12 protein-coding genes are annotated in these 13,368 nt (G+C 32.9%); 3 read left to right on the forward strand and 9 right to left on the reverse strand.

Going from position 1 to position 13,368, the window contains the following annotated elements:
- From hisC to hisG, 3 genes are read right to left on the reverse strand one after another with little or no spacing between them, the layout of a single operon-like run.
- Positions 1-1,047 (reverse strand): histidinol-phosphate transaminase, encoded by a 1,047-nt coding sequence (gene hisC / locus RM538_RS03015; RefSeq protein WP_311331913.1) that lies wholly within the window; start codon positions 1,045-1,047, stop codon positions 1-3.
- Complete coding sequence (hisD, locus tag RM538_RS03020; RefSeq protein WP_311331914.1) at positions 1,047-2,336, reverse strand: histidinol dehydrogenase; 1,290 nt, start codon at positions 2,334-2,336, stop codon at positions 1,047-1,049. The genes hisC and hisD overlap by 1 nt, the downstream gene beginning before the upstream one ends.
- 10 nt (positions 2,337-2,346) lie before the next feature.
- On the reverse strand, positions 2,347-3,204 hold the full coding sequence (hisG, locus tag RM538_RS03025) for an ATP phosphoribosyltransferase (RefSeq protein WP_311331915.1): 858 nt from the start codon (positions 3,202-3,204) through the stop codon (positions 2,347-2,349).
- Between the two features lie 293 nt (positions 3,205-3,497).
- Here hisG and RM538_RS03030 point away from each other — a divergent pair, with 293 nt between their 5' ends.
- Genes RM538_RS03030 through RM538_RS03040 form a run of 3 tightly spaced genes read left to right on the forward strand, consistent with a single transcriptional unit; the run spans position 3,498 to position 6,788 of the window.
- Entirely contained in the window at positions 3,498-4,427 is a 930-nt protein-coding gene (locus RM538_RS03030) for an OmpA family protein (protein ID WP_311331916.1), read from the forward strand.
- Positions 4,420-5,013, forward strand: a complete 594-nt coding sequence (locus tag RM538_RS03035; protein WP_311331917.1) for a helix-hairpin-helix domain-containing protein — start codon at positions 4,420-4,422, stop codon at positions 5,011-5,013. Before RM538_RS03030 ends, RM538_RS03035 begins: the two co-directional genes overlap by 8 nt.
- A complete protein-coding gene (locus RM538_RS03040; protein ID WP_311331918.1) occupies positions 5,013-6,788 on the forward strand; it encodes a sodium:solute symporter family protein in 1,776 nt (591 codons plus the stop codon). The genes RM538_RS03035 and RM538_RS03040 overlap by 1 nt, the downstream gene beginning before the upstream one ends.
- Before the next feature lie 55 nt (positions 6,789-6,843).
- Here RM538_RS03040 and RM538_RS03045 read toward each other — a convergent pair whose 3' ends face one another.
- The 6 genes from RM538_RS03045 to porQ form a co-directional block, all read right to left on the reverse strand.
- Positions 6,844-7,179 (reverse strand): ribonuclease Z, encoded by a 336-nt coding sequence (locus RM538_RS03045; RefSeq protein WP_311331919.1) that lies wholly within the window; start codon positions 7,177-7,179, stop codon positions 6,844-6,846.
- Positions 7,180-7,292: 113 nt separating this feature from the next.
- Positions 7,293-8,228, reverse strand: a complete 936-nt coding sequence (locus RM538_RS03050; protein WP_311331920.1) for an aspartate carbamoyltransferase catalytic subunit — start codon at positions 8,226-8,228, stop codon at positions 7,293-7,295.
- 11 nt (positions 8,229-8,239) lie between these two features.
- Entirely contained in the window at positions 8,240-8,779 is a 540-nt protein-coding gene (pyrR, locus tag RM538_RS03055) for a bifunctional pyr operon transcriptional regulator/uracil phosphoribosyltransferase PyrR (RefSeq protein ID WP_311331921.1), read from the reverse strand.
- A 135-nt stretch (positions 8,780-8,914) separates the two neighbouring features.
- Entirely contained in the window at positions 8,915-10,852 is a 1,938-nt protein-coding gene (rpsA, locus tag RM538_RS03060; RefSeq protein ID WP_311331922.1) for a 30S ribosomal protein S1, read from the reverse strand.
- Positions 10,853-11,595: 743 nt separating this feature from the next.
- On the reverse strand, positions 11,596-12,291 hold the full coding sequence (gene cmk / locus RM538_RS03065; RefSeq protein ID WP_311331923.1) for a (d)CMP kinase: 696 nt from the start codon (positions 12,289-12,291) through the stop codon (positions 11,596-11,598).
- Positions 12,291-13,310 carry a type IX secretion system protein PorQ gene (gene porQ / locus RM538_RS03070; protein ID WP_311331924.1) on the reverse strand — a complete coding sequence of 340 codons (1,020 nt, stop codon included), beginning with the start codon at positions 13,308-13,310 and terminating at the stop codon, positions 12,291-12,293. Before porQ ends, cmk begins: the two co-directional genes overlap by 1 nt.
- Between the last annotated feature and the right edge of the window lie 58 nt (positions 13,311-13,368).

Here is a 13,368-nt window from a genome sequence, read left to right on the forward strand (position 1 = left end):
TTATATATTTTGTAAAACTGAAATCAGTCTATTGGTTTCTTCTTTAGTTCCTACTGTTATGCGAAGTGTGTTCTCACAAAGTGGTTGTGTGCTTCTATTTCTTACTACGATTCCAGATTCAATTAATTGTGTGTATCTTTTAGTTGCATTATCTACTTTTACTAGTAAAAAATTAGCCTCTGAAGGATATATTTTTTGAACCCAATTAACTTGAAGTAATTCTTTAAATAAAAACTCTTTATTTACTTTTAATGAGTATATTTCATTATTAATTTTATTATTATCATTTAGAACATTAAGCGCTCTTTCTTGTGTTAATTCGTTTACATTATAAGGTGGCTTTATTTTGTTTAAAACCTCAATAATTTTACTAGACGCAAAGCACATTCCTAACCTAATTCCTGCCATACCATAGGCTTTTGAAAAGGTTTGAGTAACTATCAAATTTTCATATTCTGAAAGACGCTGTATCCAACTTTCACTCCTTGCAAAATCTATATAGGCTTCATCGATAACAACAATTCCATTAAAATTATTTAATAATTCAGTAATGTTCTCTTCAGAAAATATATTACCAGTTGGGTTATTTGGTGAACAAATAAACAATAGCTTAGAATTAATATCTTGTGTTTTAAGTATTTCATGAACATTAAGAGAAAAATCTTCATTTAAAAACACTTCCCTATTTTCAACAGTATTAATGCCTGCTAGCACTTTATACATTCCATAGGTGGGTGGTAATGTAATTACATTATCCTTATTGGGTTCGCAGAAAGCTCGAAACAATAAATCCAAAACCTCATCACTCCCATTACCCAATAAAATTGAGTCAATTGAAAGGTTTTTTATTGCACTTATTTTTATTTTTAACTGTTTTTGCTGCGGGTCTGGGTATCTATTGATATCCGTATCAAAAGGATTTTCATTAGCGTCAAGAAAAATCATTTCTTTATCAAAATCAGTAAACTCATCACGTGCCGAACTATATGGAGCTAAATTTTTAACATTCGCTCTTATTAATTTATCTAGATTAAAATTTTGCTTCATTATTCTTTAATTAGTTCTTTTAATCTTAAGGAAACAGCGTTTTTATGTGCTTGTAAACCCTCTGCATCTGCCATCAACTCTATAGCATTTCCAATATTTTGTATTCCTTTTTTGGTGATCTTTTGAAATGTGATACTTTTTAAAAAACTATCTAAATTAACACCACTATACTGCTTTGCATAACCGTTTGTGGGTAATGTATGATTAGTTCCAGAAGCATAATCTCCAGCACTTTCTGGCGTGTAATTCCCAATAAAAACAGAACCTGCATTTATAATATTTTCTACAAAAAAAGATTCGTCTTTTGCAACTACAATAAAGTGTTCTGGTGCATAATTATTGATTAGGTTTAATGCAATTTCTGAAGATTCCACTAAAATCATTTTAGAATTACTAATTGCTTTGCTAGCAACTTCCTTTCTTGGCAATAAAGCTAATTGCGCTTCTATTTCAATCGCTACAGCATCTAATACAGAGGCCTTAGTACTTACTAAAACAACTTGGCTGTCTGCACCATGTTCTGCCTGACTTAACAAATCTGATGAGACAAATGCAGGGTTTGCGGTTTCATCTGCAAAAACTAGAAGTTCACTTGGGCCTGCTGGCATATCTATAGCTACGTTATATCTTGTAGATAATTGTTTTGCCACAGTTACAAACTGATTTCCAGGTCCAAAAATCTTATATACTTTAGGGATTGTTTCTGTACCAAAAGTCATAGCTGCTATAGCTTGTATTCCTCCAACCTTATACAATTTTGTGACTCCACATAGCTGGGCTGTGTATAGTATAGCTGGGTTTATTGAACCATCTTCTTGTGGTGGAGTACAAAGTACAATCTCTTTACAGCCTGCTAAGCTCGCAGGGATTGCAAGCATTAATATGGTAGAAAATAATGGTGCTGAACCTCCCGGTATATAAAGGCCAACTTTTTCTATTGGCCGCTTTTCTTGCCAGCATTTAACCCCTTCTTGTGTGTTTACTAAAACGGGTTTAGTTTCTTGTGCTTTATGAAACTTTGTGATATTTGCTTTGGCAAGTTGTATGGCTTCTTTTAATTCTGAAGTAATTAAGTTACTAGCATTATCAATTTCTTCTTTAGAAACTTCAAGATTCTCTAACGTAACTCCATCAAAAAGGTTTGTATATTTTGCTAGTGCATAATTTCCTTTTTTTTGCACTTCAGAAAATACTTCATTTACAGTAGCTTCAATGTCATCTATAGTTTGGGTAGGACGCTGTAAGACTTCATCCCATAGTGTTATTGGTGGATTTGTAATTCTTTTCATTTTATATTTTTTACAATACCATTTTTTCGATTGGACAAACTAAAATACCTTCGGCCCCAGCATTTTTAAGCTGGTCTATTACTTCCCAAAATTCATCTTGATTTACCACAGAGTGCACACTACTCCAGTTATCATCTGCTAGTGGTAGTATAGTAGGGCTTTTCATCCCTGGAAGAATACTAATTATCTCATCTAGCTTATTGTTAGGAGCGTTTAAAAGCACATATCTTGAAGCACGACCTTTAAGTACAGACTGAATTCTAAATTGAAGTTTATTTAAAATTGTAGCCGTTTCCTCTGAAATTCTTGGTGAAACAGCCAAAACCGCTTCACTTTGCATCATCACTTCTACTTCTTTTAAATTATTCTTAAACAAGGTGCTACCACTACTCACAATATCGCAAATAGCATCCGCCAGACCAATATTCGGGGCAATTTCAACGCTTCCGTTAATTATGTGTAAATCTGCAGAGATACCACGTTCATCTAGATATTTTTGAGTAGTTACTGGATAGGAAGTTGCAATACGTTTTCCGTTTAAATCTTTAATGGAATCATATTCAAAAATCTTTGAAACCGCTAATGAGACTCTACATTTAGAAAACCCTAGCTTTTCAACTACTGCGATGTTTTCACCTTTTTCAAATAGTAAATTTTCTCCAATAATTGCACAATCTACAACACCATCTTTAAGGTATTGAGGGATATCTCCATTGCGCAAATAATATATCTCTAATGAGAAGTTCTTTGCCTGTGCTTTTAATTGGTCTCTACCATTATCTATGGATATTCCACAATCTTTAAGTAATGCCAGAGATTCGTCGTGAAGTCTGCCAGATTTTTGAACTGCAATTTTTAATTTTTTCATTCTATTTCTTTTAGATATAATTTTGATTTTTAGGTACAAAAAAACCCGTTTGAAATGCTCAAACGGGTTTTGAATATTTTTAAATTACAAAAATACCATACTACCTCGCGTGAGCGTGGAAAAAGATATGGTGGTGATGTAATGTGATGTATATCATAATAGATTACAAAGAAAAGAATTTAATGTTTAAACCTTGTGAATAAAGATGTAAAATTAATGTTAAATTAACCCTTTAATTTTTATAGATTTGTTTAGTGTCGAATTAATACTCAAAACAACCTTTAGTCCCCTGGATGAAAAACTTCGGTCTAGCTTTAATCATATTTTTGGTATGGTCCTTTTTTGGATTATGGTTATACTCTTGGGTTTCTCCCAACACGCCTAATACTAGTATAAGCGAAGTGCTTCCAAAAGAGAAAACAAAACAAGTAGATACCCCTGTAATAAAAGACACCTTAACTAAGAAAGAAAATACTGAAGTAGCAGCTTTAAAAATTCTTAAAACAGATAGTACAATACTAGCAAGTTATACTTCTGGTATTATTATAAAAAAGAATAGTAAAGATGTTATAATAGATCCAACTATAGATTATCAATATAAAATTGCAAGTTACTTAACCCAACAACCCAATTTAAATATAGAAGTAAATGCGCTCTATAGTCCAACTGAAGATTTTGAAACTCCTAATTATGGGTTTCAAAGAGGAAATACAATAAAAGAGAAATTAATTAGTGTTGGTATACCTTCAGAAAAAATTATAATTAAACCTGTTATTAAAGAATTTAAGTTTTCTCAAGAAGATACGTATAGTAATGGTATATCGTTTTCTTTCATTAAAGAAAGTGATGTGCTTAGAAGAGAAATAGATACAGATATTACAATTAATAAAACCGTTTATCCAAAATTTTCAAATAACGGAATATTAATAAACAAAGATTTACAGGAGTTGCTTGTACATGTAAAAGATGTGTTAAGTAAAAATCCAAATACCAAGATTGAAATTATAGGTCATACTGATAACGTAGGCAATGGTATTGATAATTATAGGCTTGGACTAGAATATGCTAGACAAGTAAGATGGTATCTGGTAAGTAAAGGCAAAATAGATGCAAAACAGATTAAAGCTTCATCTAAAGGCGAAGAAGAACCAATAGATACCAATGCCTCAGAAAGAGGTAGAGTAACTAATAGACGAATTGAAGTACTATTTACTAATGAATAATTTTACTGAATTTATAGCAGTCCTCCCTGACTATCTAGGCATTTTCTTGCTTATGTTTAGCACTTTCCTTATTGGTTACTTTTCTGCATCCTACTTTAAAAAAACAAAAGAGCGTAAAATTATAAAACGTCTTAAGGAAGAAGTTAATAAGTTACAAGTTCGCCCAAGGAAGAATGAAAGAGCTATTAACGATATTGAAACTATTTTTACCGAAATAAAACCTAAAATTGTAGAGGTAGTAAAACAAACACAAGAAAATATAAACGAAGAGACTACCAAAGAAACAATTGCAGAAAAAAGAGTAAATAATTTTATTGAATACACAAAAGAAAAGCCTAAACTTAATTTTGAAATCATAGGGCTAGCCAATGGTAAGAAAGATGATTTAACAAGAATTGAAGGAATTGGACCTTATGTACAACAAAGACTTAATGAAATTGGTCTCTTTAATTTTGAGCAAATAAGCAATTTACGCTCTACAGATATTGTTGTAATAACAGAGCTTATAGATTTCTTTCCAGAGAGAATTGAACGTGATAACTGGGTAGAACAAGCTAAAAAACTAAAATTCCAACATTCTCGATAATGACATTAGCAACACTAGACTGGGTATTAATTATTTCTTTTTTTGCTATTTTTCTAGTTATTGGTGTTGTTGTCTCCAAAAAAGCTGGAAAAAACACACAAGAATTCTTTTTGTCTGGCAGAAATATGCCATGGTGGTTGCTGGGTATTTCTATGGTTGCTACTACTTTTTCTGCTGATACTCCCAATCTTGTTACCGATATAGTTAGACAAAATGGTATTTCTGGAAATTGGGTTTGGTGGACTTTTTTAATAACTGGGATGCTAACTGTCTTTGTATATGCAAAACTTTGGCGACGCTCTAAAGTTCTTACCGATTTACAGTTTTACGAATTACGCTATAGTGGGAAAGAAGCTGCTTTTTTAAGAGGGTTTAGAGCCTTGTATTTAGGGGTTTTCTTTAATGTTATGATAATGGCATCCGTTTGTTTAGCTGCTATTAAAATTGGAGGAATCCTATTTAATCTAGCACCCTGGGAATGTGTTTTATACGCTTCTATTATCACAGTAGCATATAGCTCTTTTGGTGGGTTACGCGGGGTTATTTTTACAGATTTTATTCAGTTTATTATTGCAATGATAGGTTCTGTTTGGGCTGCTTACTATATAATTAATATGCCCGAAGTTGGAGGATTAGAGAATTTACTTACTCATGAAAACGTAGCCGATAAACTTAATTTTCTGCCTGACTTTAACGACACTAAGTCTTTACTTGTTTTATTAGTTATTCCTATTGCTGTACAATGGTGGAGTGTTTGGTATCCAGGAGCAGAACCAGGTGGAGGCGGGTATATTGCCCAACGTATGTTATCTGCAAAAGATGAAAAAAATGCAATTGGAGCTACCCTGCTCTTTAATGTTGCGCATTATGCATTACGTCCTTGGCCATGGATTTTAATTGCATTAGCATCATTAGTGTTATACCCTCAGCTATCAGACATTGGCGAAGAGTTTCCAAATGCGGTCTTAGGACATGATTTAGGATACCCTGCTATGCTTACTAATCTACCTGCTGGATTGTTAGGATTGGTAGTAGCCTCATTAATTGCTGCTTTTATGAGTACAATTTCTACACACTTAAACTGGGGCTCCTCTTATATTTCGTTAGACTTTTATAAACGATTTATGAAACCTGAAGCTTCAGAAAAAGAACTAGTAGCTGTTGGGAGAATTTCAACTTTAGTTTTAATGGCATTATCGGCTCTTTTAGCATTAGTGCTTAGTAGCGCTCTAAGTACGTTTGCTATCTTATTACAAATTGGAGCTGGTACAGGACTCATTTTTATTTTACGATGGTTCTGGTGGCGCATAAACGCATACAGCGAGATAACAGGTATGATTGTATCCTTTGTTGTTGCTCTATTTTTCGAATTTACAGAGTTTGGAATAGAAGATTACGAAAAACTTATCATTGGAGTAGGAATTACAACTGTAAGCTGGATTCTTGTAACCTTATTAACGCGTCCAACCAATAGTAAAACGTTAAGTTCATTCTATAATGCTGTAACTCCATATGGAAGTGGCTGGAAAAAATTTAAAACACACGCAGCTCAAAAAAACATCTCTCTAAAAAACACTACAGATGTTTTTACAATAGACTTCGCTTCTATGTTACTAGGAATTGTCTTTGTGTATTCTTCACTATTTGCAACAGGCTATGTTATCTATGGAAACCTAATGGGAGCTATAATACTTATTGGGATTGCTGCCATTTCAGCATTTAGTATTTTTAAACTTTGGAGGAAAAGAAACAGAAATAAACTTCCTCAATCATAAAAAACTTTTTATATAATTTATCATTAAATATATTTCTGCCTTCGCAGAAACTATATTAAAACCCTAAATCTCTTTCAATTTCTTCCATCTCCACTATGTCTCCTGCTTCTTGAAGTGTTGGCACTACTATCATTTCCATAGGTATATCATCTACACTTATAGCATCGCTTACTAAAACGAAAGATTGTTTTGTTTTCCTGTGTAGGTTAGAAACTTTTAAAAAGAATAATAATTCTTCAAGTGATAGGTTTTCATTTTCAGTTAAATCAATTACCACATTCTGACCTTTAAACTTATTAGGAATCTGGTATTCTAAAAATGAAGCAAATTCTTTTAAATTACCTCTATCATCAGCTAGAATTACGTAAGAGTCTTTATTTTCTATTTTCATCTATATATACTATTTGAATAAGGGAGATGGAGTGCCCTAATTATTTATCTTGTGTGAGTTTGTAAGTTTTGTTACTGAAGATTTCATTTAAATTCTTGAAAGTAAATAGCTATTTACTCTTTATGTTGAATTTTTGAAGCAAGCAAATATAATACCGCCATTCTAACAGCAACACCGTTTTGTACCTGGTCTAAGATAATTGCCTGTTCGCTATCTGCTACATCACTTGATATTTCCACTCCTCTATTAATAGGACCCGGATGCATTACGATTATTTTTTTGGATAGACTATCTAGTATTTTTTTGGTTAAACCAAATTGCTGTGTATATTCTCTTGTAGAAGGGAAATAACTAATGTCCATTCTTTCATTTTGCACACGAAGCATATTCGCCACATTACACCACTCCAATGCTTTTTTCAAGTTTGGCTCAAAGACAACACCTAATTTTGAAATATATTTTGGTATTAAGGTCTTAGGGCCACATACTTTTACATTTGCACCTAATTTTTGCAAGGCAAATATATTTGATAATGCTACTCTACTATGCAATATATCACCAACAATTACAACATTTTTACCCTTTACTTCTCCAAATTGCTCTCTAATTGAATAGCTGTCTAATAATGCCTGGGTAGGGTGCTCATGGGCTCCATCACCAGCATTTACAATACTTGCGTTGATGTGTTTTGACAAAAATACACCAGCTCCAGGGTTAGGATGACGCATTACAATCATATCAACCTTCATAGATAGGATGTTATTTACCGTGTCTATAAGTGTTTCACCTTTTTTAACAGAAGAAGATGCTGCCGAAAAATTTATTACATCTGCAGAAAGTCTTTTCTCTGCTAATTCAAAAGAAAGCCGAGTACGCGTACTGTTTTCAAAAAATAAATTGGCAATTGTAATATCTCTAAGCGAAGGGACTTTTTTGATAGGACGATTAATCACTTCTTTAAAATGATCTGCAGTTTCAAAGATAAGTTGTATATCATCTTTGGTAAGATACTTAATTCCTAATAAGTGGTTTACACTTAATTCGCTCATTATTACTTTTTTTAACTCTTAACTAAATACACAGCATCTTTTCCTTCATTTTCTTTCCAACACACTTTCACTTTTTCTCCATTAATAGCATCTACTTGTCTACCTCTATAATCAGGTTGAATAGGTAGGTGTCTACTAAATCTTCTATCAATTAAAGTAAGTAGTTCAATTTCGCTAGGACGTCCAAAAGACTGTATTGCTGTTAATGCAGAGCGAATACTTCGCCCTGTAAATAATACATCATCTATAAACACAATTTTTTTATCCTCTACAATAAAATTAATGTTGGTTTTGTTTGCCTCAAGTGGTTTATCGCTTCTTCTAAAGTCATCACGGTAGAACGTAATATCAAGATATCCTAACTGAATATTTTTTATTTTATATACAGTCTCTAGTAGTTCTTTTAATCTATTTGCAAGAAAAGTTCCACGTGGTTGAATACCTATTAGAACAGTTTCAGTAAATGTATCGTGATTTTCAATTAATTGGCAAGCCAGGCGATGTAGCGCTATGTTAATTTCGGTAGCGTTTAATAACACTTTTTGGCTCATAGGAAGTCTCTGAATATCTATTCAGAAAGCAAATTTAAGGGTTTTAATTTAAAATATATCAAATTGTTCGTATTACTGTAAATAAAAAAACCTCTCAAAATTGAGAGGTTTTTAAAATTTATAAGAAAAAACAGATTATTTACCGTCCATTTTATCTTTAAGCTCCTGTAGTTTTGAATTAGCATCCCCTAATGTTGGTTTTGCTTCTTCAGCTTGCTTCGCTGCTTTTTTAGCTGCTTGCTTAACTATTTTCGCTTCTTCTTCTTTATGAATAGTCATGTGAGAAGCTACCACTTTCTTATATTCTTTATTGAATTCAATAATTTGGAATTCTGCTTCTTCACCTTTCTTTAAATTATCACCATCTTCTTTTTCTAAGTGACGTGTTGGAACAAAGGCAGTAATATCATCATTTAATACAACTGTAGCTCCTTTATCTACTATTTCCTCAATAGTGGCAGTATGTTTTGTGCCAACTGCGAAGTCTGTAGCATATTTATCCCAAGGGTTTTCTTCGGTTTGCTTATGTCCAAGGCTTAACTTACGGCCTTCTACGTCTAACTCAAGTACAACAACCTCTAGTGTATCCCCAATATTCGTAAACTCACTTGGGTGTTTTACTTTTTCTGTCCAAGAAAGGTCGCTAATGTAAATAAGACCATCTATACCTTCTTCAAGTTCTACAAAAACACCAAAGTTTGTAAAGTTACGTACAATCCCTTTGTGTCTTGAACCTACAGGGTACTTCTTAGTAATATCTGTCCATGGATCTGGCGTTAATTGCTTAATACCAAGTGACATTTTACGTTCTTCACGATCTAGTGTTAATACCTGTGCTTCTACTTCGTCTCCAACATTTACAAAGTCTTGTGCACTACGTAGGTGTGTTGACCAAGACATTTCACTTACGTGGATGAGTCCCTCTACTCCTTCTGCAACTTCAATAAATGCACCGTAATCTGCGATTACAACTACTTTACCTTTTACCTTATCTCCAACCTTAAGCTCATCACCAAGGGCATCCCATGGGTGTGCGTTTAATTGTTTAAGACCTAATTGGATACGTGTTTTATCCTCATCAAAGTCAAGAATAACAACGTTTAGTTTTTGGTCTAATTCTACAATCTCGTTAGGGTGGTTAATACGAGACCAAGAAAGGTCTGTAATGTGTACTAATCCATCAACACCACCAAGATCTACAAAGACTCCGTAAGAAGTAATGTTTTTAACAACACCTTCTAATACTTGTCCTTTTTCTAATTGACCAATGATTTCTTTTTTCTGTTCTTCGATATCCGCTTCGATAAGTGCTTTATGAGAAACAACAACGTTTTTAAATTCGTGATTGATTTTTACAATCTTGAATTCCATTGTTTTCCCTACATACGCATCGTAATCACGAATAGGCTTCACATCTATTTGAGAACCTGGTAAGAATGCTTCGATACCAAATACGTCTACAATCATACCACCTTTAGTACGACATTTAACGAATCCGTTAACGATAGTTCCTTCATCATGTGCTTTATTCACACGATCCCAAGCCATTATTGTTCTAGCTTTACGGTGAGAAAGAATTAATTGCCCTGTGCTATCTTCACGAACATCAATTAACACTTCTACCTTATCCCCTACCTTAAGGTCTGGGTTGTAACGAAACTCATTTAAAGAGATAACACCTTCAGACTTTGCATTGATGTCTATAATAGCATCACGATCTGTAATGTGAATCACTTCTCCCTCTACAACTTCGTTATCTAAAGTATCAACAAAGTTTTCTGCAACTAACTTTTCAAACTCTTCTAGTTTACCATCATCAATAGGATCAATTCCTTCCTGATAATTGTGCCAGTTAAAGTCTTCAAGAAATTTTTCTGGATTTGCTTGTTGAGGTGTAAGTTCCTCTTTTGGAGTTTCTACTTTTGTTTCTTCAACAGTTTCTGTTGCTTCAACAACTTCTTTAGTAGCTTTTTCTTTTACTTCGTCAGCTTTTTTTGTTGCTTTCTTAGTAGTTTTTTTTGGAGCTTTAGCTTTCTCTGCTACTGCTTCCTCTTTTTTTGCTTTATCAGCCATAAATTTAATTCGAAGGATTAAATTTCTTCCGTGACTACGGAAGTCTTAAAAAATGATTTCCTTCGAGCTTTGTATTCTGTGTTGTTACAAGAAGTTAGTACGACAATCCCACAGAAGGGTTTAGTTTTGATTTTATATAGTTCCTTTTACTCTTGCTTTGTCGTTAAAAGGGCTGCAAAAGTAATAATATTATATCAAATATCATATTTATTGTATCTAAACATTAGTAAAACTACTGTTTTTTGTTAAAATATGTTAAAATAGTACCTTGCATAACATAATACTGTAACAAAAATAGTAGTTATTAGTCTTGTAAGTATACATCAAATAATTTAAACAAATAAATCATGAAAACTTTAAACAATTACACGCTAAAAGACACTCCTAAAAACACTTTAGGAAATGCTTGGAACTCAAAAAGAAGGTTCTAAATAATTATTAATATATCAATCAAAAACAATCAAATCATGAAAAAGTTAAACAGTTACACGCTAAAAGATACTCCAAAGACAACAATAGGAAAAGCTTGGAATTCTAAAAGGAGATTTTAATCAACGTCTCTAGAATTATTACATCAATCAAAAAAACGACAGTTATGAAATTTGGAAATTCATTATACAGAAAGGTTAAGTTGGAAACCCAAAGAAGACATTTACAACTTAAAAAAGAAATACAAAATCCTAACGTTACTTATGGGTTTGTAACTTTGAGATAAAAAAAGGCTTCATTTCTGAAGCCTTTTTTTATACTCTTCCAGCAATTCTATCTTTTGCTAGTTGTAAAATAATATGAAATTGATCTTCAAGATTCATTTCACTATTATCTATTTCAATAGCATCTTTGGCTTTAGTTAAGGGAGAGTCTTCTCTTGTAGAGTCTATGTAATCTCTTTCTTTTACGTTTTGCAAAACATCTTGAAAAGTAACCTCCTCCCCTCTATCTAAGAGTTCTTTATAGCGACGTTTTGCGCGTTCTTCAGCTGATGCATCCAAAAATATTTTTAGCTCCGCATCTGGAAATACAACGGTGCCTATATCGCGTCCATCCATTACAACACCCTTTTCTTTTCCCATTTGTTGTTGTTGATCTACTAGTTTTCTTCTTACTTCAGAAATAGTAGCAATAGGGCTTACAAACTGAGAGACCTCTAGAGTCCTAATTTCTTTCTCTACTGAAATACCGTTTAAGCAAATTTCAGCTTTATCTGTAGCTATATTCTTTTTAAAATATAATTTAATACTTGGCAAGGCAGTTATAAGTTTTTCAGTATCAAAAAAACCTTCAGAAATAATATTATTATTAATTGCATACAATGTAATAGCACGATACATAGCGCCTGTATCTACATATATATAACTAAGCCAGTCTGCCAACTGTTTTGCTATTGTACTTTTTCCTGTAGAAGAATAGCCATCAATGGCTATAGTAATTTTGTGCATTATTGAAGGTCGATATTTAAACCAAAAAAACTTGAATTTGCAGCTGTGCTATATTGTGAGTAAGCATAACTAAGGCGTAATTTATTCAATTTTATGGAGAAACCAGCACTCAATCCGGCAAATGCACGTTGTTCAACAATTCTAAGTTCTTCGGCACGGCGCAAATTATAGCCTAAACGAATATTGAATCCGCTTTCAGGAAACAACTCAATACCCACAATCATATGCCTAAAGGCATTATCAATAAAGTTAATTTTTTCACTTGTTGAATTTCCCTCTAAATCGTTTTCATCTCTGTTTGGGTTTGCAAAGGCTACTTTCCAGCGTTGCATATTTTCTAGTGTAAAATGCCAACGAATAGGTATGTTTTGAAGGGTTTGAGAAATACCTAAAATTAACTCGAAAGGTAGCGGCTCGTATATTTCATCGTAAGGTGTAAATTGAGTTCCTATATTTCTACCAACAGCAGTAATATGCAAATCCCAATCTTCGTAAATATACATAATAGCTAAATCTAGCGACCCTCCAAAAGATGAATACTGTTCTAATTTTGAAGAAATAAATCGTACGTTCGCTCCTACATGAAAGTTAGTAAAAGCAATATTTCGTGCATGCCCAAAAGATAATGCAACTTCTCCCCCACTAAAACTACTTGTGGCATTCCCTTGTTCATCAAACCCATCAAACTTTCCATAATTAATGTAAGTTATACCAGTATGTAATACTTGAGTTCGTCTATCCCATAGATAAGCATAAGCAGCACTACCGTAATTTACATCACCAATATAGTTTGAGTAATTAATAGATAATTGATTATCCATTGCTGGGTTAATGCTAGCTGGATTAAACAATCCTTGTATAGGATCATAATCATAGTTAGTTACTATTTTTCCACCTAAAGCTGCTTGTCTAGGATTGTTTACTAAATTAAGAAATTGATAGGTAGAACGTCCTCCCACTTGCGAAAATGCAGTAGTTGAAATAAGTAAGAATAATAAATAATATAGCTTCTTATTCATTAAGATGTTATCGTTCTAGAGTTAAAACGACTGCAATGATAATTTATTTTTGAATTAG

Source organism: Patiriisocius hiemis (assembly GCF_031846325.1).
Lineage (GTDB): Bacteria > Bacteroidota > Bacteroidia > Flavobacteriales > Flavobacteriaceae > Patiriisocius_A > Patiriisocius_A hiemis.